This window comes from Microbispora sp. NBRC 16548 (assembly GCF_030268985.1).
Classification (GTDB): Bacteria; Actinomycetota; Actinomycetes; order Streptosporangiales; family Streptosporangiaceae; genus Microbispora; species Microbispora catharanthi.
In genome coordinates this window covers 158,076-178,409 of record NZ_BSSF01000009.1, presented here as the reverse complement: position 1 = coordinate 178,409, position 20,334 = coordinate 158,076, and the positions used below count along the sequence as shown (strand labels likewise).

The following is a 20,334-nucleotide window of genomic DNA, read 5'->3' as shown; positions in this document are numbered from 1 at the left end:
ATCGGTACCCTGAGGAGGTGACCGACAGGGAGTTCCGGCTGGCTTACGTGCCTGGGGTGACGCCCGCCAAATGGGTCAACGTCTGGGCCGAGCGTGTGCCCGACGTGCCACTCACTCTGGCCTCCGTCGCCGCTGCCGAGGCGGTGAAGTTCCTGCACGACGGTGGCGCCGACGCCGGGTTCGTGCGGTTGCCCGTGGACCGTGAAGGGCTCAGCGTGATTCCCCTCTATGTCGAGACCACCGTGGTCGTGGTGCCGAAGGATCACATGGTGGCCGCCGCCGACGAGGTGACTGTCGCCGATCTCGCCGACGACGAGGTGTTCCATCCGATGGACGACACCCTTGAGTGGACGGCCCTGCCGGGGCTGCCGGCTTTCACGCGTCCGGACACGACGGCGGAGGCGATCCAGCTGGTGGCGGCGGGGGCCGGGCTGCTGCTGGTCCCGCAGTCGCTGGCGCGCCTGTATCACCGCAAGGATCTGACCTACCGGCCAGTCGTGGAGACGCCGCAGTCGCAGATCGCGCTGGCCTGGCCCACGAATGCGACGACCGAACTGGTAGAGGACTTCATCGGCATTGTCCGTGGGCGTACGGTGAACAGCTCGCGGGGCCGTACCCCCGCGCCTGCCCCGGAGAAGGCGCGAAAGCAGCCGCGGAGTCCCGCTCCGGGCGGGTCGGGTCGCCGGGGCGCGCAAACCGGCCGGAGCAGGAAGGGCCACCGTCCCCGCTGAACCGTGCACTCGTTGAAAATCGTCGTAGGGTGCTTGACCTGTGGACCGACCTGATGCGGTGGTACGGGCAAGATCGGTTCTTGGGTCTTTCCGTCTCCTGTATCTGATCGCGCTCCGGGTGTTCGGCCGGCTAGTGCTGCTGGGCCGAAGCGAGGCTTCCAAGGATGCCGAGATCATGGTGCTCCGGCAGAGGCGGCGGTGGTGGGGCGTCAGGTCGCTCGGCCGAAGCCGGACCGAGCGGACCGGGCGGTCCTGGCCGTGCCGGCGCGGCTCCTGCCACCCGGGCTGCGGGTTCACCGGCCGGTCACGCCGGAAACCCCAGGTCAGATAGGTGTGGAGTGGTGGGGCGTCAGGGACTCGACCCCTAAACCGACCGATTGAAAGCGCCCTTGATCAGTGGCGTGTACTGCCGCCGCGTGCCGCCTTCGGGGGAACCCCCCTATGGTGAATCGGCAGGCCAGGGCATTGCTGGGCCGTCCCGTGGCGGAGGTGCTGGGCGCCAACGCCCACGATCTGCTACAGGGCGCTGACGACAGGCTGACTCCTCACTCAACCTGTCGGCTGTCGGGGGTGCTGGAGCACGGTCGTCCGGCGCGTGGCGAAGAGTCGACCTTCTTACGGGGCGACGGCAGGCTGCTGCCTGTCTCCTTGTCGGCCGCTCCGATACTGGAGGGCGGGCAGGTACTCGGGTTGATCGTCGCCTTCCGATATCACCGAGCGGCTGCGAGGTATGCGGCGCCACCTGATCGTGTACGGGGCGGCCTACGGCTTGTGGGCGCAGGCGGACGCGGCAGGCGCGCGGTGACGGCCGCGGGGGCGCTGCCTGAGATACGAGGGCGGGGGTGCGGTGCCGCGCGGAATGCGACTCATCCAGGCGGATAGCGGCGGGGTATGCGTACCACGCCTCACGTGTGCTAGGTTGAACGCAGTTGCAGTTGTGGTACCCATAATGAACTTGTGTGCACCTGACGGTATGTAGCCTCAGGTGCATTTTTTTGTTTGCCGGTCTTCTCCGGGTGTGGGCCTATCGCGGCAACGCGAAATTCGTGACAGTGCGGATTTCGGCTACGCCTATCAAGAGGAGATCGACATGGCTTCTGGCACCGTGAAGTGGTTCAACGCGGAAAAGGGCTTCGGCTTCATTGAGCAGGACGGCGGCGGCGCCGACGTCTTCGCGCACTACTCGAACATCATCTCCCAGGGCGGCTACCGCGAGCTGCGCGATGGCCAGAGGGTGGCCTTCGATGTCACCCAGGGCCAGAAGGGCCCTCAGGCCGAAAACATCGTTCCCGCCTGACAAATAGCGCCACGTATCAGGGCTCGCACCTTCTCGGGTGCGGGCCCTGATACGTTTCCGGCTGCTGCATCGCTGCTGCACGAGAATCGGCGGCAGGGGATGCCGACCACAGCCGCATAGCTCCCCGCTACCAGTGAACGACAGCGTGTGAAACGTCATCACGCCTGGTAGGAGGCGTGAATGCCAGGAGATGCGAAGTCGGCGACAAAAAACGCAATCATGTCGCCAGGCTGCGCACCCAAGACCCGGTCAGCTTCACGCTGCCGGTGCATTTCACCGCTGGTGCTAGTGTCCGGCCGGGTGGTCGCGCGCGTTGTTGATGCGCAGCGCCTCGGCGAGCTGGTCTTCCAAGACGATGATTCGGCAGGCGGCTTCCACAGGAGTGCCCTGATCGACGAGTTCCCGGGCACGCGCCGCCAGCCGCAGCTGGTAGCGGGAGTAGCGGCGATGGCCACCGCTGGAGCGTTTCGGCTCGATCAGTTTCGCGGCGCCCAGAGCCCGTAGGAACGCGGGGCTGACACCGAGCATCTCCGCGGCCGCGCCCATGCTGTAGGCGGGGTAGTCCTCATCGTCGAACCGGTCTTCGGCCCTGTCTCCAGCCCCGGAGCCGGCCGTGTCCGCAGTCCTGCCGTGAGCGAGTGTGTCATCCTCGGCAGCCGAGCAAGGTTGATCCATACATTCCTTTCATCACGCGCACAGGGGGCCCCGGCACCTGTCGCGCCGGGGCCCCGAAGAGTTCAACACCATCTACCGGCCATCTGGCCGGCTCATTGTTTTCCGCGTCCGCCGTACTGAGCGGCGGTGCGGGGATCGCGGATGCGTGACCGTAGACCACCTTCCTATCTGTGGAACTGCGGTACCCGAGCGGCGAGACTCAGCCGGCTACGGGCGATCCTGATGGCGTCAACACTCCCTTCATCTCTTTTTTCCGGACCACTGTCCGGCTTCACCTGCGGCAGCGCGTCCACGATCAAGGCCTCTGAACACTGTGCTGGCCCGTCACGTCCGACCTTCTGCCATCAACTTCCAACTTCGTCTTGCTCCGGGCAGTTCATCGTGGTGCTGGTACTTCCGCCGCCCGGCCGAACCGTTCCTTACGATGCGAGAAACACTAGCCCCAGCGGCCCCAAATGTCTACTGTCGCGAGTACAGATTTTCGGTGTCGGGCGCGGCAGGCTGCTGGCGACGCCGTTGACGAGCGGGAACGCCGCCAACGCCGGACTTCGTTCCTGCCGTCCTCGCCTCCTTCTGCCGATGGGCGGTCCGCCACGACCTACTGCAGGCCAACCCAATGGACCGGATCCCCACCGTCCATGGAAGGCGCTGCCCCGCCCCGCCGCAGCGGCCGATATCGGCAAGGCGCTGATGCGATCTGCACCCGGCGGCCCCGAAAGGACGTGCCGCTGGATCGGATGAGCGACCGGGTGCTGTCCGAGACCGCCTACGTCTGCGGCGCCCGCGCCTCCAAGGTGTGCAGGTTGTACGTGGAGGACCTAGACCTGCGCCTGGACGACCAGCACATGCGCATCCACGGCAAGGGCGGCAGCGTGCGCGCCGTGCTGTTGAACGACCGCGGCCACACCACGCTGCTCATGCTCTACCTCGCCCGCGTCGGCTACACCGCCGGCCCGCTGTCTCGTGCAGATCAGCCGGCCGGCCGCTGCCCCATGACGACAAGGTCGCCGACGCCGAGGTCCGCGCCGCCCGCTGCCGCCGCGACCGGGCGACGCGCCGGCACCTACACGCGAGCGAACAACGAGCGACCAAACGAGATCAACTTCTCCCCGAATCTACGGCCCTGGCACTCGGCGCGACGATCACCCCGGAGTCGGAGCGCTCCTGCCAGAGGCGTGGTTTGACGCTCATCAGCGCTAGAGTCGAGCGCTGCAGTTCATACCTCATTCCAGTTGTCGAGGATGATGACAGGCGCATCTTCCACATCCAGCCATTCGGCTTCGATGCCCATTCCTGTGGATGCCTCGATGAAGGCGAATGCCGCGCTGCGCTTGCCGCGGTAATCCTCTGGGTCGAGACGGTCGAGCATGGTGCGGAATTCGGCAAGGATGCTCGGATCGCCCTCCTGGACGGTGTGCTTGGCGAAGACGAAGTTGCGCATCCGCGCCCTGATCCTGCCATCGGCCGCGTAAAGGATCGTGTACCCCCCTTTGAAGTGCCAGGTCGTCATCCAAACGCGTGCCTCTTTGCTGAGTTCGTCGAGGATGTAGTCGGGCGTGGCGAAGCCGTAGGAGAACTCAAGGAAGCCCCAGGCTCCTTCGCCCTCGTAGACGAAGAGCACGGGCAGGAAATCTTCGCCGGCCTCCTCTACGGGATACTCCATGATGCGTTCTTCGGGATCGCGGCCTCCGTTCAGCCGCCACAGGAGATCGCTCACGGTGATCTCTTCGTTGAGGGGTTGCACTACGGTCCAGCAGAGTCCGTCCTCAAGCCACTGCTGCTTGTCGAAGAGATTGCGGTAGTGATCGATCACGAGATGATTGTCGCGGAGGCTGCCAGGAATGGAATACCCCTTCAGCTCCTCCACGAGCTGCGGTAAGGAACCCGACACTGGCTCGGCTATCCTCCCCAAATGCGTGTGGCAGCTACGCTGTTTGTCCGGGTTGGTCGACGTTCTCGCCGCCGTCAACGGTTGCCGTCAGCTCACGCGCCTCCGGGCCTGGCCACTCGGGCTTGTCGCGCTCTTCCGCGGTTGTGACGAAGCTGCCCATGCCGGGCTCGGTGTGGATCAAGCCGTCTGCCCTGAGTGCCCGTATGACCTTCTGACCGGTGGCGTTCGCGATGCCGAACCCTTCGATCAGGGCGACGAGTGATGGGATGCGCTCGCCAGACTTGTACTCGCCGGAGGCGATGTGAGCCTCGCCAACGGCGAAGGGCAGTGCCCTGCCGCTTGGGACACCTCGCACTGAGCGCGGCACCACGTGGACGCGAAACTGCGGGGCCTCGGCCAGGACCCGGCGGACCTGTTGGAGGAGCCGGATTGTCGAGGTCTTTCGCCACACCTCCGTCTGCTGTATCCGAGCCGGAGAAGCTGCTTAGGGCCTCGCAACCTCGCGGGCCATACCGAGTCGTGGACTACGCCTGCGACTGCGAGGCCGTGCTCTATGAGCTGATCTCCTGTGGCGGCATCTATCAGATTCACAAGGTTGTGCAGTTGGACCCGCCGAGCATTCCTACGCGGGTGGCTGGCGGTCTGGCGAGGCTCGTCTCTGGTGGCATTCGGTCCTGCTGGGGCGAGTGCGCTAGCAGATGGAGACCCTGCCCCTGCTTCTGCCTTGTAGCGGAGCTACTTGTCCATAACTAGCCGGGCGTCCCGTCGCGCTCGCTTCTTCCGGCGAGGCGTTGGGCTTGCCCGTTGTGCACATCGCTTACCCACTCCCAGCCGGGCTTAGCCGATGGGCCGATTCGCGGGTCGCTGGGAACATGGGCGTCACGCAAGGCGTGCATGTACGCCCGATCCTGATCGATCCGTGCGTGTACCTGATCAGCTCCGCCGACTGACCCGTGGCCGGGGACGAGGACGTCGACGTCGCCCGCCACGCCATCGAGCAGTCGCAGCGCTGCGAGGTAGTCCTCGATCGGGTCAGCGGTGTCGTTCGAGTCGAGCATCGGAATCAAGACATCAGAGAGCATGTCGCCGGCGACGAGAACCCCGCGTTCTTCGATGAACAGCGCCGCATGGCCCGGTGCATGCGCTTGATGCTCGATGATCCGGACTTGGGGGCCATCCCATGGAATCTGCGCCGTCTCGGCGGGCAGGGCGGTGATCTGGCCGAGCAGGTCCAGCGGGACCTGCTCGGCGATGCCCGTCGGGAGCAGGTGGGCGGTGATGCGGGCCTTCGCCCCCGGGTCGGACAGCTGATCCCGGACAGTGGCCGCGCAGCGGGCCGTGCCGTAACGAGGGGCCGCACCGAGCCGGGCGTGCCAGAGTAGGTGATCCCAATGAGGATGCGTCGAGAAGCCTGCCACAACGGTCTGGCCCGAATGGGACAGGTAGTTCGCGAGGCAGGCCATTTCGTGGTCCTGCACCCCGGGGTCAATGAGCAACACGCCGGCGCGACCTTGCACGACAACGGCGTTGCTCTGGAGGAACTCGCTCTCGTGGATCAGCACACCGTCCGCGACCTGCCTCAGCACGGTGGCCCCTTCCGCTTGTAATTTGCAACCGCTTGTCGAGACGGTAGTACCAGGCGGTGGCAGATTGCAAGCAGTACGGGCGAAGCGAGTGAGCTGCGGTCGGGGTGCCCGATCAACGCCGCCTTCGAGGTGTTCGGCGATCGCTGGAGCCTGATCGTCCTCCGCGACATCGTCATCGGAGACCGCCGATATTTCCGAGAGCTGCAGGCTGACTCAATCGAGGGGATCGCCTCGAATATTCTCGCCACCGACTCAAGCGACTCGTCGAGTCGGGACTGCTCACCCGTGAGGACACGCGACCGGCCGGCGGGCGCGCTACAGCCTGACCGAACCCGCGATCCAACTCGTATCCGTGTTCGCGCTGCTCCGCAGCTGGGGACCTCGCCACCGGCCCACGTCCTCCGCGCTGCGCATTCGCGCCGAGCTGCTCGAGCAAGGCGAGCCCCGCGCTCTGGCAAGAGTTCATGGACGAGCTTCGCCGCGAGCACCTCGGCTCCGAATCCCCAGCGCGACCACCGAGTGTTCGCGAGCGCCTGAACGTGGCCTACCTCGCTGCCGCCAACTCCTCGTAGCTGTCAGGCAGTCGACCACGTCCAAGGGCGCCAACGGACGCCGCCCGAGATGATGTCTCACGTGGGAACGTTTCGCGGCGCAGGAGCGGCGCTGAGAACCGTCGCCGGCCCGCTCGATGACGGGATATCTCGTAAGACCCGCCCGGGCCGCGTCGCTATACCTACAGGGCTGTATCCATCACGCGTGCGTGCGGACCGCGCTCGTTCTTGCGATCATCAGCGCATGGATTGGAAAACTATGAGTGCAACTCTGCTGCCTCTGCTGGGGGTGCTGCTTGGGACGTGTGGCACGCTGCTTGGCCAATATCTAGGTACTCGCATGGACTCCAAACGTCTGGCGTACGAAAAGCGGGTAGCAGAACACGCTGAGCGAAAATCTGCCATCCTGTCATTTCTTGAAGCAGCTCAGCGCGTAGAAATGATCCTTGACAGGCAAGTAGAGTGCGGCGTGTCGACTGTTTCGTGATACGGAAGAAGCCCTTCATCAGCTGTGGCTTGCCAAAAAGAGTGTCGAACTCTTTTGTTCGCCTAGCCTGGCTCAGAATGCGCACAACTACACTCGCGCTTTGCATATCAGTCTGAGGAGACCTGCGGATGTCATCGACCCGGCCGTGAAGCGACAGTATCGCTATCTCATGATGGAGACCGCAAGGAAGGACCTGGGTGTTACCGGAGATCCTCTTCTACGTGAGGTTTCCCCAAGGCAAATACCTGCGTCGGATGAAGCCTAGATGTGCGGCATGTCTCTCTCGACAGACTAGGACGAGGCACGCGACATCGGCACGGCGGCAAGTGCCCGAAGTTCTGCGAACCCGGCTGCACCAAGCACGCCCCCTCATCGGTGGACCTTCGTGAGGCCCAAGGGAAAGAGCAGGCGAGTGGTCCCGCTCCCTCCGCCGTTGATCCCGCTCCTGAAGCTGCACCGTGAAGCCCAGGAAACCGAATGGGCGGCGGCGGGGAAGAAGTGGCAGGACCGGGCTGGTGCGAGCCGGACGGCAGCCCGATCGACTCGCGGCAGGATTGGGAGGAGTGGAAGGAACTGCTCCGGCTGGCCGAGGTCGAGAAGGACGCCAGGGTCCACGAGGCCCGGCACACGGCGGAGACGCTGCTCCTGGAGCAGGGGATAGACATGCGGGTCGTTCAGGTGATCCTCGGCCACTCCCAGCTCACCACGACCAAGCGCTACACCCACGTCACCGAGAACCTGGCCGGCGACGCCATGGCGCGGATGGGCGGGGCGCTGTGGGACGAGTGAACCGGCATCTGCACAACTGCAACCGGAAATGCAACCGGGCAGGCTTCCGATCGATCATGATTCGGGAGTCTGCCCAGCTCATTGAGGGTGGGGCGCCAGGGACTCGAACCCTGAACCGACGGATTAAAAGTGCCCTTGATCGGTGCCGTCTGCTGCCACCGCGTGCCACCTTCTACCATTCCATCCGTCATCGTCCCCAGAGCTCTGCCGGGTATGACGTCGCGTGCAGTGCCGTATCGCGTACACGCGAGTAACCAGCGAGCGAACACGCATCGCTTGACCATCGCCGACTTGCCTACGCGCCCTTCATGGAGCTGGGAACGGCTACCTTGCCCAGCATGACGTTCTGATCGAGTTGGTCAAGCGATCGCGGCGATGTCACAGTCATCGAAGTGGATCGACTGGTGGAGTCGGCCTCCGAGAGCGGCCGCGTAGCGGGCCAGGATGTCCTGGCCGGAGATCTTGCCCTGCTCGATCTGGGAGATGCGCCCCTTGGTGACCCCCATGCGCTCAGCCACCTGCTGCTGAGTCAGGCCACGGCTGCGGCGGATCTCGACCAGGCAGGTTCCATCTCGACGGTGCGGTGGGAGAAAGGGCTCGCTTGACGGGACCTTGACGCCCCTGGCCCGGAGGTCGTACGCCCCGGCCGCGCGGGCCTGGTGAGGTGCGCGCACGGCCGCGAATGGCAAGCCCGTGTCAAGCCGGTCTCGCGATGCTGTCGGAGACCTTATAGGCCGGCGTCGCCCGGCGTGACGGTTTCGGCCTTCGGTTCTCCTCTCCCCTCCCCGTCATACCGACCCCTGGAGCGTTATGAGACACCACCGGCGACGGCTGCCGCTTCTCGGCGCCACGATCGCCGCCTGTCTGTCCGTACTGACCACCCCCGCGAACATCGCACTGGCCGCCCCCGCGCCCACCGCCCCAGCCGCCTCCGCCGCCCCGGGGTCCGCCCAGCCGCCCGCGGACCGGCCGGAACACCTCGACCGATCGTCCGTCCAGCCGGCCCAGCGTGACCGCGTGCTCGGCGCGAACTGGCAGAAGTCCACTGATGTCGCCGTCACCACGGCCGGCGACGCGACCGGGTTCCACGTGCTCACGGCGACGGCCGGAACGGGCTACCAGTGGCGGACCGTCGCCACGCTCAGCGAGCCCGGCATGGACACCGACCAGTGGATCGGCAACGCCTGCCTGACCGGATCAGGCAAGAAGATCGTGGCCGTCTACGCGCCGCGCCACTTCACCAACCGGTCCTGGCTGTTCAGCCGGGGCGCGTTCGCCGCGATCATCGACGCCGAGACCGGCGCGGTCACCAAGCTCAAGGACCAGGTGACTCTCGCCTACTTCAACCCGGGCTGCGGCGCCGGTGACACGGTCGCGCTCACGCAGGGCGTGAGCGAGCAGCGCGACACCACGCGCCTGCTCATGGTGGACACCGCCACCAAGCGCGTGACCCGGGCCGTCGTGGCCTCCGGCCAGGTCACGTCGGCCGTCCCCGTGGGAGACACGCTGGTGGCGGCGCACGGGCCGCGGCTCGTGGAGGTGCGGACCGGCGGCGAGCTGAAGCAGCTCGCGGACACGGGCTCGGTGCCCTTCGACCTCCGCGCGACCGCCGACGGCGGCGTGGCCTTCGCGGCGCGCGACGGCGCGACCGTGACGATCCGGCAGTACCTGCGCGGGGAGACCCGGGAGCTGGCGTCGGGTCCCCTGGGCGAGCTGGCGGTGCACGCCGGCACGAACGGCCGCGTCTTCCTCGTGGGCAAGACCGAGCGGCGCGGCGCCCTGCCCCAGGCCGTGTCGGTGCTGGACGCGCCGGCGACGGCCGACGTGTCCTCGGAGGGCGGTCTGGCGATCACGGCGGCGGCGCGGCGAGGTCTGCGCGCCGGACCCGGCGCCCCACCCGCCGGGCGGCCGGACCCCGCCGCCTCCCAGGGCGACGACAAGCGCGGCGTCAGCCCTGACATGCCGGACGGGGAGCCCGTCGACATCACCGCGCGGGTCGTCGCGACGAAGGCGGACGTCGGCTTCGAGGTGCAGCCCGGCGCGGACCTCGCCCCCGACGCCTCCTCGGGACGTGTGGCCAACCCCCGGCTGGCGCTGACCTCCAAGACGGCGGGCGCCGCCGTGACCGCGGCCGTCACCGGGACCGTCGACCAGGGCTACACCTGCGCCGTCCCGCGCAACGACCCGGCGATCCAGGTGTACCAGCCGCACTGGCGCCAGGTGGAGTGGGCGGTGGACCAGCTCGTCTTCAAGAACCGGCTGCAGGTGACGCGCCCGAACAACTGGAAGGGCTCGGGGCTGCCCGGCTGGAACCCGCAGACCGAGTTCCCCGCCCCGGACCTGCAGGGAGGCGGCCGCATCCCTGTGTCGATCATGTTCGGTATCCTCGCGCAGGAGTCCAACCTCTGGCAGGCCCAGCGGAGTGTGCAGGAGGGCGAGACCGGCAACCCGCTCGTCGGCAACTACTACGGCGTGAACATCTACGACAGCGACCCCACCAACGACTGGGCGGTCGACTTCTCCAAGGCCGACTGCGGGTACGGCATCTCCCAGCAGACCGACAACATGAGAACGGGTGACCCCAGGTGGGACGCCAACAAGCAGAAGCGGGTGGCCCTCGACTACGTCACCAACATCGCCGCGGGGATGTCCACCCTGGCGAGCAAGTGGAACCAGATCTGGACCGACACCGACGGGATGGCGAAGATCAACGACGGTGACCCGTCGAAGATCGAGAACTGGTATCTCGCCGTCTGGGCGTACAACTCGGGCTGGCACGCCAAGGCCGACGCGTGGGGACGGGACGACAACAACCAGCCGAACAACGGCGCATGGGGTGTGGGCTGGCTGAACAACCCCGCCAACCCCGCGTACCGGCAGGACCGGCACCCGTTCCTGGACGGAAACAGCTACGCCGACGCCGCGCACCCGCAGGACTGGCCCTACCAGGAGAAGGTGCTGGGCTGGGCGGCGTGGCCGATCACCAAGACCTACCTGGACCCCGCCACGAACAAGCTCGTCACGGAGGGCGGGTACAACTACGCCTGGTGGACCGCCGTCAGCGACCGCACCAAGGTCGTGCCCACCGTCCTCAACACGTCGTTCGTGGACGTCAACGCCTTCTGCGTGCCGGCTTCCGCGGGACCCGACAACAACGAATGCCAGCCGCCCTCGAACAACAGGCCAGGCACGTGCCAGCGGGCGGACTCCAAGTGCTGGTGGCACCTGCCCAAGACGTGGAAGACCTGCCCGTCGGCGTGCGGCAACGAGGCGTCACTGCGGTACGACTCGACCTGGGCCGGAACGGAACGCGTCGAGCCCACCGACCAGTGGACGCCGTGCCTGACGCCGGGACTCCCACCGGTCACCGGGGACACGACGAAGGTCCTGATCGTCGACGACGTCACCGTCCCGGCGATCCGCGGCGGCTGCGACAACTCCGGGTGGACCAACCACGGCACGCTGACCTTCGAGTTCGCCCAGGACTCCGCCGGCAGGGTGCCCGCCAGGGCCGACTTCCAGCAGCTCGGCAACGGGTTCGGCGGCCATGAGTGGTTCGGGTACACGCGGACCAGGTCCAGGAACGGCGGCGTGATGCAGGTGACCGGCACCTGGCAGCCGGACCAGGCCATCAACGGATGGGCCCGTGTCCTCGTCCACATCCCCAAACGGCGCGCGGAGACCCAGCAGGCCCCCTACACCGTCGACCTGGGCAACGGCGACACGGAGACCCGCTACCTCAACCAGAGCCGGGAGCAGAACCAGTGGTACAACCTGGGCGTCTTCCAGTTCGCTGGAACCCCGAAGGTGTCGCTCACCAACCTGAACCTGGAAGGCGACGGCACGTCGGCCATCTCCTGGGACGCGATCGCCTTCCAGGTGCTCGCGAAGCGACCCAAGCATTTCGTCGTCGCCATGGGTGACTCCATCACCTCAGGCGAAGGAGTCGGCAACTACTACCCCGAGACCGACTTCGAGTACAAGACCCCCAGGTGGAACGCCTGCCGGCGCAGCAAGGACGCCTGGATCAGGCAGACGGTCCTGCCGGGTGAGACCCAGACCATCGGCCAGCTCGCCGACTCCTTCGACCCGAAGCTGGACTTCGCGTTCGTGGCCTGCTCCGGCGCCTGGACGCTGGACATGACCAAAGAGCAGTACTGGTGGATGGATGAGCCGATCGGATCCTGGTCGGACTACCGCGGGCACGCGGACGGCAGGTTCCGGGAGGCTGCCCAGCTCAACAGCGGCTTCCTGAACAAGAACACGACGCTGGTCGCCCTGTCGATCGGCGCCAACGACGCGAGGTGGTCCGACGTCATCCTGGAGTGCTACGTCCTCAACTGCAACGACGACGACGGTCACTTCGAGGCCGACATCCCCGCCGTGCTCAACTACCGGACGCTGTCGGGAGAACCGGCGAATGTCGCGAACGTCCTCCAGCAGATCGAGACCCAGACGAAGAACGGCGACGCGGCCCGCGGGAAGGACGCGAAGATCGTGCTCATGGGCTATCCGGACGTGTTCGGCACCGCGCCGGACTGCGCGCACTTCGACACCTACGAGCGGGCGACCCTGCACGGGGTCGCCGAGTACCTGGTCAACGAGACGAAGGACACCATCCGGATCCTGAGGGATGCCGGGCTCGAGGTGTCCTTCGCCGACTCCATGCCGGCGTTCACCGGGCACGGGATGTGCGACAGCGACAGATGGATCAACCCCGTCATGTTCACCAAGACCGGCCCGGGCGACTTCGGTGACCTTTTCGACGGCTGCATCACCGACGGAGTGCGCTGCGCGAGCCGCAGCTCCATGCACCCCACCAAGAGAGGGGCGACGGAGTTCGCCACCGTGCTCGGCAACCACCTCCGTAGCTCCGAGGTGAACTACACAGGCTGGTAGACACATCAGAGACAGTGAGGCGGGGCACCTCGTCCGGAGGCGCCCCGCCTCACCATCCCTGGCCCTTGGGAGGCGCTGCCGGCGACCCGGGCCGCTGGGAGCGGCCCGGGTCGCCGTTCGTCCGGCCAGGTCAGAACGCGTAGTTCCAGTCCCCGTCGGCGTACACGCCGTTGACGTAGAGATAGGTGGTCACCATGCCGACCTTGGCCCAGTCCGCGGATCCGCTGAGGGTGGTGACGTGCCGGGTCGAGCCGATAGAGCCGCCGTTGCTGGCCGACTTGCAGGTCAGCAGGCCCCAGCTGCCGTTGTTCAGGGTCTGATGGCCGCAAACCTCCAGCGTGATCGTGGCGTTCGAGTCGCGGTAGATGTACGCGTCCACGCTCCACGAGTAGTTGCTGAAGGTGATCGTGCCCCAGCTGGCGCTGCCATCGGAGGCCGACTCGCTGAAGCTGCGGGTGACGCCGGCCTCGGCGGGCGAGGCGGTGAGGACGCTGAGGCTCAGGGCGGCCGTGGTCGCCGCGGCGGCGAGCATTCGGGTGGTCTTCATGATGTCTCCGTTTCTTTCGTGTCCCGGAGAGCATCGCCAGGGCGGCTTGACACAGGCTTGCCACTCGCGGCGGCGTGGGGGCGGGACGAGGGGTCGTCGCGGGCGGGCGCGTCAAGGGCATGTCAAGCCGAGAGCCGGATGCTCCCGATGGCCGATCGTGTGGATCGCCGACGAGGAGGATTCCAGATGCGCGAAGTCCGCATCACATCGCGGTCGCGCCGGCTGCGCCGTCACGTGCCCGTGCCGGCCAGCCGCTCGTGGACCAGCGCCAGGTCAGGGTGGTCCAGCTCGCTGAGGATGTCGAGGGCCTGATGCCAGATCAGACGGGCGCCGCAGTCGTCGCCGGCCGCGCGCAGCACGTCGCCGAGCTTCGACAGCGTGTCCGCCTCGAAGTAGCGTTCGCCGACCCTCCTGAACAGGCCCGCCGCGCGTTCGTAGCACGAGGCCGCCTCGGCGGGGTCGGGCAGCTTCTGGTACGCCAGCCCGAGCCCGTCGAGAGCGGCGGCCTGCCCGTGCAGGTCGCCGGCACGCTCGAAAAGTGTCAGCGCCTCCCGGCAGTAGAGGATGGCGTGCTCGGGATGGTCGAGCAGGGCGTGGCTCTGACCGACCGAGTTGAGCGCCCGGGCCTCCTCCACCGTGTCGTCGATCAGCCTCACCAGGTGCAGCGCCTGTTCGGCGTTCTCCAGCGCCTCCTGGTAACGGTCCTGGACCCCGTAGAGCCAGCCGAGGTTGTTGTAGCAGCCCGCCTGGCCGCGCACATCCTGGAGCTCGGTGAACAGCGCGAGCGCGGCGCGCAGGTCCGCCTCCGCCGCCTCGAACATCTGCATCTGCGTGTACGCGGAGGCGAGGTCGCGGTGGCACAGGGCCTGACCGGCGAGGTCCCCGGTCCGGCGGGCCGCGTCGAGCGCGACGGTCTCGGCCTTGGCCCACTCGTCCCAGAAGCCGCGCCGGTCGAGAAAGTCGACCATGGTCCAGGCGAGCCGCCAGGCGTGCGCCGGGAAGCCCTTCGCCACCGACCACGGGACCATCGCCTGCAACACCGGACGTTCCTCGGCGAACCAGGTCATGGCGTGGTCGTAGTCCGGGTGCTCCTGGGGGGCCGCCCCCGGGGCGGGGGGCGCGAGACCGAGTGGGTCCGGGCGCGGATTGATGACCATCGTGGCCACGTGCGCGGTGTGCAGGTAGTGGTCGAGCAGCCGCAGCGGCGCGGCACGGCTCTCGTCGGCGCTGTCGCGGTCAGCGAGCTCCCTGGCGTAGGCGCGCAGCAGGTCGTGCAGGGCGAACCGCCCGGGGAGGTGCTCGGTGACCAGATGGGCGCGGGCCAGTTCCGTGAGCAGGTCGCGCGCCCGCCCGTGCGGAAGCCCGGCCAGGGCGGCGGCGGCCCGCGTGGAGACGTCCGGCCCCGGGTGCAGCGCCAGCAGGCGGAACAGGCGCGCGGCCGGCGCGCCGAGCGTGCGGTACGACCAGGAGAAGACCCCCCGCACGTCCGTCGCCCGGTCCTCGCCGCCGAACGGGTCGAGCGCGGCGCCCGCGCCGCGCACCCGCGCCACCAGGTCCGCCAGCGGCAGGTCCGGCTCGGTGGCCGCGCGTGCCGCCAGGACGGCGAGGGCGAGGGGCAGGCGCTCGCACAGCGCGACCAGATCGTCGGCCGCCTCGCCCTCGGCCGCGAGCCGCGGCGCGCCGAGGCGGGCGGCCAGCAGCTCCCGGGCCTCCCCGGGCGACAGCAGGCCGATCGTGAGCGGCTGCGCGCCCTCCGCCGCGACCAGCCCGGTGAGAGGATCGCGGCTGGTCACCAGGACCAGGCACCCCGCCCCGCCGGGTAGCAGGGGACGGACCTGCTCGGCGTCGCGCGCGTTGTCGAGCACCACGAGCACGCGCCGTCCGGCCAGAAGACTGCGGTACAGCCCGACCAGCGCGTCCGAGTCCTGGGGGATCCGCTCGGGCGGGGTGTTCAACGCGCCCAGGAAGCGGCGCAGCGCGTCGAACGGATCCACCGGCGCGGCGTCCGGATCGAAGCCGCGCAGGTTCACATAGAGTTGCCCGTCCGGGAACCGGTCCCGCACGCGGTGGGCCCAGTGGACGGCCAGCGTCGTCTTGCCCACCCCGGCGGTCCCCGACAGGCAGCAGACGGTCATCGACGCGGCCCCGGCGAGGACGGCGTCGAGCCGGGCGACCTCGGCCGTCCGCCCGACGAAGTGGGGGAGGTCCGGCGGGAGCTGCGCCGGCACCGGAGGGCGGAGCCGCACCACGGCCGTAGGGGCCGGGTCCGGCGTCCGGGCATGCAGCGAGGCGTCTCCGGCGAGGATCATCTGGTGGAGCCGGCGCAGCTCCGCGGTGGGTTCCAGGCCCAGCTCGCGGCTGAAGTGGGCACGCGCCCTGCGGTACACCGCCAGCGCCTCGGGCGGACGGCCGTCGCGGTAGAGCGCCACCATGTAGGCCCGGATCGGCCTCTCCCTGTCGGGGTGCCGCAGCACCAGGTCGGCGAGCTCGGGCAGCAACTCCCGGTGCCGGCCGCAGTCCAGCTCGGCCTCCAGGCAGGATTCCAGCGCGGACAGCCGCAGCTCCTCGAGCCCGACGCCGACCCGATCACGCATCCGCTCGTTCGCCACGTCGGCGAGCAGCGGACCGCGCCAGTAGGACAGAGCCTCCCGGAGCAGCCGGGCCCGCTCCCCTGGGTCGGACGTCCGTTGCCCCCGTCCGACGCCCTCCCGGAACCGGTGGACGTCCACCGCGCCGGGGTCGGTCTCGGCCAGGTAGCCGTCGCCTCGGCGGAGCAGCCGGAACCCGCGTCCGCCGGTGCGGTCCGGGTCCAGTGTGCCGCGCAGTCGCGCGACGTGGCTTTGCAGTACGCCGCGCGCGTTGCCCGGCGGCTCGCCCTCCCACAGGAGGTCCAGTAACCGCCCGACGGGGATGACCCGCCCGGTGTCGAGCAGCAGCAGCCCGAGCAGGCACCGCTCCGCCCGCCGCCCGAGTGCCACCTGTCCGTCGACGTCCCATACCTCGACGGGGCCGAGGAGCCGGAAATCCATGCTGACCTCCCCGCCCGCTGACGGCCGCTCCCGTGGGGCGGCGGCGGGTCATCGGCGTTCCGCGACGGTGGCGGCCCACAGTCTATTCGTGCCCGCCGACATATGATCAAGGCGGTGCCCGGCGCCGTGCGAACCTCTTGTCCCCGGGCGCCTTCACGCGGCCCGTACGGCCCGATGCGGACCACCATCCCGGGCGCGGACGCGGAGCGCGCTGGTGGTCGCTCGCCGACCTGGTCACCGCACAGATCACTCACATTTTCCGGGAAACCATCATCGGGGATTCGGGAAGCGATCTTCTCAACCCCTCTACATCCCAGGCCAGCCATACTCCTGAACACCCCACCCTGTCCTGGATGGGTCGAGCAGGCCAAACGAGATCGACTTTTCGCCGCAAGGCCCATCTCGATCGAGAAATCGCAGGTCAGGTGGGGTATGAGGTGGTGGGGTGCCAGGGACTCGAACCCTGAACCGACGGATTAAAAGCGCCCTTGATCAATGCCGCCTAGTGCCGCCTTCTACCATTTCGTCCGCTGTTGCCCCCGGGAGTCTGCCGCCCAATCACGCTGGGTGCCGCGCCGTACCCGTACACGCGAGCGACCACCGAGCAACCATGCGTCCTTCACCATTGAATTCGTCGACGACCCTGCGCACTCGCCGACACTGGTGCCGTCATTACAGTCGGCGCGTAGGTCGCGTCGAAAGCGTGGTGCAGGCGCTCCGCGCGGCGTTTCGCCGGGATGACCCACTATGGGCCAGCCTCCTCGACGAGTATTGCCCACGCCTCGTCGAGATGGGATCCTCAGGCTTCTTCAGGGGAGCCGGCTGGCTCGACATGGCCGCGGGTTTTGCCCCGCGTGCTCGGCGTGTCGGCGGGTAGGGCGTAGGCAGTGATGGACCGGAAGAAGGCAGGGCGGCGATGAGGCGGCATCTGCCCAGCGCGCATGGCCATGCCGGCCTGCCCGACCAGAGGTTGCTGCAGGCGGCCTTCGACAGCGCGGGGGCGGGTATCTATCTGACTGATCTTGCTGGCCTTATCACTATGGCGAACCTGCAGGCCGGGGCGTTGCTGCGCCGTCCCGTGGCGGAGATGCTAGGCGCCGATGCCCACGATCTGCTGCACAGGGGCGCTGACGACGGGCTGACTCCTCGCTCCACCTGTCGGCTGATGGGAGTGCTGGAGCACGGTCGTCCGGCGCGTGGCGACGAGTCGACCTTCCTGCGGGGTGACGGCAGCCTGCTGCCGGTCTCCTTGTCGGCCGCTCCGATAGTGCAGGAGGGCGGGCAGGTACTCGGGGTGATCGTCGTCTTCACCGACATCACCGAGCGGCTGAACCTCTCTCGTCAGCAGGCCGGCCATCTTGCCATCTTGGAGGACTTCAACGCCCGCCTGACGCTGCTCACCGAGATCACGTCCGTGCTGACCCAGACGCTGGAAGTAGACGAGGCCTTGCAACGGCTGGGCAGGCTGATCGTCCCCCGGTTGGCCGACTGGGCGATGGTGGATCTGCGTGTCGAGCACGACGAGGTGGAGCGGGTGGTGGTGATCCCTCCTGCTGATCAGGCGGCGGGGTCCCCGCTGCCCGAGCCTCCCGGCTCCCTGCTGGCGCGGGTGCTGGATCGAGGTGAGACCGTCTTGCTGGGGCCGGGCGACATAGCCCGCAAACCTGACTCCGGCATGGCCGCCGCACAGCGTGAGCTGTTCGCGGCCCGGGGAGCGGTGTCGGCGATCATCACGCCGCTACGCACCCAGCGGCAGGTGCTGGGGGCTCTCACCGTGGCGCGTACCGACCCGGCCCGCCCCTTCGACGCCACCGATGTGACGCTGGTCACCGACATCGGGCGTCGCGCGGGGTTGGCGGTGGGTAATGCGCGCCTGTTCGGCCGGCAACGCGAGGTGGCCGAAATGATGCAACGTCACCTGTTGGCTCCGCTGCCGCAGGTGGGCCACCTTGAGATGGCTGCGCGCTACCTTCCGGCCTCGGTGGGGTCTCAGGTCGGGGGTGATTGGTACGACGCCTTCCTGCTGCCCGACGGCGTCACCGCCCTGGTCATCGGTGACGTGGTCGGCCATGACATCAGGGCCGCCGCTGAGATGGCCCAGCTGCGCAGCATGGTGCGCACGCTGGCGTGGGACCGCTGCGTGTCGCCCAGCCTGGTCGTCAACCGGGTAGACCAGGCGATGTCCGCCGTCACGGACGTGCCCATGGCGACGATGATCTTGGCGCGTGTGGAAGGCTCCGGAGATGGTCCCTGGCGGTTGCGCTGGAGCAACGCCGGGCATCCGCCGCCCCTATTGGTCACCCCTGACGGGCATGCCCGCTATCTGGAACAAAGACAGGATCTGCTGCTCGGGCTCCGCCTGGGTATCGAGTCGACCAGGCGAGACGCCGTCGAGCCGATGCCGGCTGGGAGCACCCTCGTGCTCTACACCGACGGCCTCGTCGAAAGTCCCGGCAGCGACCTGGACACCGGCCTGGCCCGGCTGCGGGCGCAGGCCGCGGCCATGGCTCACCTCCCGCTGGAGGGCCTGTGCGACGAGATCGTGCGACGCATACCCCACGGGACCACCGACGACGTCGCTCTTCTCGCGTTACGCCTTCCCGCGTGCGGCACCGGCGCCTGATTGTGTACGCGCCCGGCCTACGGCTTGTTCCCGGTATCCGACGGCCATGCGGCCCCGGACTCTCGCCGGGCCCGGGGCTCTCTCATGCCACAGGTTGACCCGCCCGTGCTCATGCCGCGGCCTTGAGCGCACTCGCCGGCGGTTCGGCCGCCGATGGCCGACCCGGCCCCGGCAGGGCCATCCGCAGGACACGCTTCCAGACCGAGCCGGCCTGCCGGACCAGTGAGCCGGACGCGTAGGGGAGGCCGAACCGTTGGCACAGGGCGCGGACCCGCGGTGCGATCTCGGCGTACCGGTTGCTGGGCAGGTCGGGGAACAGGTGATGCTCGATCTGGTGGCTGAGGTTGCCACTCATGATGTGGAAGAGGCGTCCGCCGTCGATGTTGCACGAACCGAGCAGTTGGCGTACGTACCACTCGCCGCGGGTCTCGTTCTCGAGTCGGTCCTCGGTGAAGACCTCGGCGCCCTCAGGGAAGTGGCCGCAGAAGATGATGGTGTGTGCCCAGACGTTGCGTGCCATGTTCGCGGTCAGGTTGCCGAGCAGGACGGGCAGGAAGGCCGGGCCGGCGAGCAGCGGGAACGCGAGGTAGTCCTTGATGATCTGGCGTCGTATCTTGGCCGCCACGGCGCGAAGTTGGGCCAGCGCCTCTTTCGGATCCTTTCGTCCCGACGGGATGCGTTCCAGTTCGAGGTCGTAGATCGCTATGCCGTACTCGAAGAAGAGGGCCAGCAGCGCGTTGTAAAGCGGCTGGGCGAGATAGATCGGATGCCATCGCTGCTCCGGGCTGATCCGCACCACCGAATAGCCGATGTCGCGGTCCTTGCCGAGCACGTTCGTCCAGGTGTGGTGGACGAAGTTGTGGGAGTGTTTCCACTGGTCGGCGGGGGAGGCGGTGTCCCATTCCCATGTGGTCGAATGGATTTTCGGGTCCCGCATCCAGTCCCACTGCCCGTGCAGGACGTTGTGACCGATCTCCATGTTTTCCAGGATCTTCGCGACCGCCAGTGCCGCCGTTCCGGCGATCCATGCGGGAGGCAACCAGGAGGCGAACAGCAGCGCCCTGCCGCCCAGCTCCAGCTTGCGCTGGACGGCGATGAGACCCCGGATGTAAGCCGCGTCCCGCTCACCGAGGCTCGCGAGCACCTCGTCGCGGATCTTGTCCAGCTCGCGGCCGAACCTTTCGGCGTCGACAGAGGCCGGATCGAATGTGGCAGACATGTCTGTTCCT

Annotated in this window: 15 protein-coding genes; 7 read left to right on the top strand and 8 right to left on the bottom strand. The window is 67.9% G+C overall.

The genetic code is table 11. From position 1 onward, the window contains the following. Positions 1 to 17 precede the first annotated feature (17 nt). The 3 genes from QSK36_RS25320 to QSK36_RS25315 all read left to right on the top strand — a co-directional run bounded on the left by QSK36_RS25320 (position 18) and on the right by QSK36_RS25315 (position 2,028). Positions 18 to 731, top strand: a complete 714-nt coding sequence (locus QSK36_RS25320; protein ID WP_285784105.1) for a LysR family substrate-binding domain-containing protein — start codon at positions 18 to 20, stop codon at positions 729 to 731. A 441-nt stretch (positions 732 to 1,172) separates the two neighbouring features. Then, a complete protein-coding gene (locus QSK36_RS43545; protein ID WP_352240890.1) occupies positions 1,173 to 1,613 on the top strand; it encodes a PAS domain-containing protein in 441 nt (146 codons plus the stop codon). A gap of 208 nt (positions 1,614 to 1,821) precedes the next feature. After that, positions 1,822 to 2,028, top strand: coding sequence for a cold-shock protein (locus QSK36_RS25315; protein WP_036324202.1), 207 nt, complete (start codon positions 1,822 to 1,824; stop codon positions 2,026 to 2,028). A 285-nt stretch (positions 2,029 to 2,313) separates the two neighbouring features. Here the strand turns inward: QSK36_RS25315 and QSK36_RS25310 are convergent, their stop codons facing one another. Next, positions 2,314 to 2,574: a helix-turn-helix domain-containing protein gene (locus tag QSK36_RS25310; RefSeq protein ID WP_183543887.1), complete on the bottom strand. Its 261-nt coding sequence runs from the start codon at positions 2,572 to 2,574 to the stop codon at positions 2,314 to 2,316. 851 nt (positions 2,575 to 3,425) lie between these two features. On the opposite strand from QSK36_RS25310, the gene QSK36_RS25305 reads away from it, so the two are divergent. Continuing rightward, positions 3,426 to 3,887: a site-specific integrase gene (locus QSK36_RS25305; protein WP_285784104.1), complete on the top strand. Its 462-nt coding sequence runs from the start codon at positions 3,426 to 3,428 to the stop codon at positions 3,885 to 3,887. A 32-nt stretch (positions 3,888 to 3,919) separates the two neighbouring features. Here QSK36_RS25305 and QSK36_RS25300 read toward each other — a convergent pair whose 3' ends face one another. The 3 genes from QSK36_RS25300 to QSK36_RS25290 form a co-directional block, all read right to left on the bottom strand. Beyond that, positions 3,920 to 4,570 carry a hypothetical protein gene (locus QSK36_RS25300; RefSeq protein ID WP_285784103.1) on the bottom strand — a complete coding sequence of 217 codons (651 nt, stop codon included), beginning with the start codon at positions 4,568 to 4,570 and terminating at the stop codon, positions 3,920 to 3,922. Between the two features lie 58 nt (positions 4,571 to 4,628). After that, the gene (locus QSK36_RS25295) at positions 4,629 to 5,045 is read right to left on the bottom strand and encodes a GntR family transcriptional regulator (protein WP_285784102.1); all 417 of its coding nucleotides are present in this window, start codon (positions 5,043 to 5,045) and stop codon (positions 4,629 to 4,631) included. A 298-nt stretch (positions 5,046 to 5,343) separates the two neighbouring features. Beyond that, positions 5,344 to 6,180, bottom strand: a complete 837-nt coding sequence (locus QSK36_RS25290; protein ID WP_285784101.1) for an MBL fold metallo-hydrolase — start codon at positions 6,178 to 6,180, stop codon at positions 5,344 to 5,346. 1,515 nt (positions 6,181 to 7,695) lie between these two features. Between QSK36_RS25290 and QSK36_RS25285 the strand changes: the two genes are divergently transcribed. Continuing rightward, positions 7,696 to 8,007 (top strand): tyrosine-type recombinase/integrase, encoded by a 312-nt coding sequence (locus tag QSK36_RS25285; protein ID WP_285784100.1) that lies wholly within the window; start codon positions 7,696 to 7,698, stop codon positions 8,005 to 8,007. Positions 8,008 to 8,366: 359 nt separating this feature from the next. On the opposite strand, the gene QSK36_RS25280 is transcribed toward QSK36_RS25285, so the two are convergent. Further along, a complete protein-coding gene (locus tag QSK36_RS25280; RefSeq protein ID WP_285784099.1) occupies positions 8,367 to 8,681 on the bottom strand; it encodes a helix-turn-helix domain-containing protein in 315 nt (104 codons plus the stop codon). A 136-nt stretch (positions 8,682 to 8,817) separates the two neighbouring features. Here QSK36_RS25280 and QSK36_RS25275 point away from each other — a divergent pair, with 136 nt between their 5' ends. Beyond that, the gene (locus QSK36_RS25275; protein ID WP_285784098.1) at positions 8,818 to 12,906 is read left to right on the top strand and encodes a golvesin C-terminal-like domain-containing protein; all 4,089 of its coding nucleotides are present in this window, start codon (positions 8,818 to 8,820) and stop codon (positions 12,904 to 12,906) included. A gap of 130 nt (positions 12,907 to 13,036) precedes the next feature. Here QSK36_RS25275 and QSK36_RS25270 read toward each other — a convergent pair whose 3' ends face one another. Continuing rightward, on the bottom strand, positions 13,037 to 13,453 hold the full coding sequence (locus QSK36_RS25270) for a hypothetical protein (RefSeq protein ID WP_183543626.1): 417 nt from the start codon (positions 13,451 to 13,453) through the stop codon (positions 13,037 to 13,039). A gap of 230 nt (positions 13,454 to 13,683) precedes the next feature. Continuing rightward, positions 13,684 to 16,482, bottom strand: coding sequence for an AfsR/SARP family transcriptional regulator (locus tag QSK36_RS25265; RefSeq protein WP_285784097.1), 2,799 nt, complete (start codon positions 16,480 to 16,482; stop codon positions 13,684 to 13,686). 916 nt (positions 16,483 to 17,398) lie between these two features. Between QSK36_RS25265 and QSK36_RS25260 the strand changes: the two genes are divergently transcribed. Continuing rightward, entirely contained in the window at positions 17,399 to 19,105 is a 1,707-nt protein-coding gene (locus QSK36_RS25260; protein WP_285784096.1) for a SpoIIE family protein phosphatase, read from the top strand. 109 nt (positions 19,106 to 19,214) lie between these two features. Here the strand turns inward: QSK36_RS25260 and QSK36_RS25255 are convergent, their stop codons facing one another. Further along, positions 19,215 to 20,324 carry a fatty acid desaturase family protein gene (locus QSK36_RS25255; protein WP_285784095.1) on the bottom strand — a complete coding sequence of 370 codons (1,110 nt, stop codon included), beginning with the start codon at positions 20,322 to 20,324 and terminating at the stop codon, positions 19,215 to 19,217. Between the last annotated feature and the right edge of the window lie 10 nt (positions 20,325 to 20,334).

Bases quoted from the DNA above. Each gene is read 5' to 3' on its own strand.
- QSK36_RS43545 (WP_352240890.1), top strand. From the start codon at position 1,173: ATGGTGAATCGGCAGGCCAGGGCATTGCTGGGCCGTCCCGTGGCGGAG.
- QSK36_RS25315 (WP_036324202.1), top strand. From the start codon at position 1,822: ATGGCTTCTGGCACCGTGAAGTGGTTCAACGCGGAAAAGGGCTTCGGC.
- QSK36_RS25310 (WP_183543887.1), bottom strand. From the start codon at position 2,574: ATGGGCGCGGCCGCGGAGATGCTCGGTGTCAGCCCCGCGTTCCTACGG.
- QSK36_RS25285 (WP_285784100.1), top strand. From the start codon at position 7,696: ATGGGCGGCGGCGGGGAAGAAGTGGCAGGACCGGGCTGGTGCGAGCCG.
- QSK36_RS25275 (WP_285784098.1), top strand. From the start codon at position 8,818: ATGAGACACCACCGGCGACGGCTGCCGCTTCTCGGCGCCACGATCGCC.
- QSK36_RS25270 (WP_183543626.1), bottom strand. From the start codon at position 13,453: ATGAAGACCACCCGAATGCTCGCCGCCGCGGCGACCACGGCCGCCCTG.
- QSK36_RS25265 (WP_285784097.1), bottom strand. From the start codon at position 16,482: ATGGATTTCCGGCTCCTCGGCCCCGTCGAGGTATGGGACGTCGACGGA.
- QSK36_RS25260 (WP_285784096.1), top strand. From the start codon at position 17,399: ATGAGGCGGCATCTGCCCAGCGCGCATGGCCATGCCGGCCTGCCCGAC.
- QSK36_RS25255 (WP_285784095.1), bottom strand. From the start codon at position 20,324: ATGTCTGCCACATTCGATCCGGCCTCTGTCGACGCCGAAAGGTTCGGC.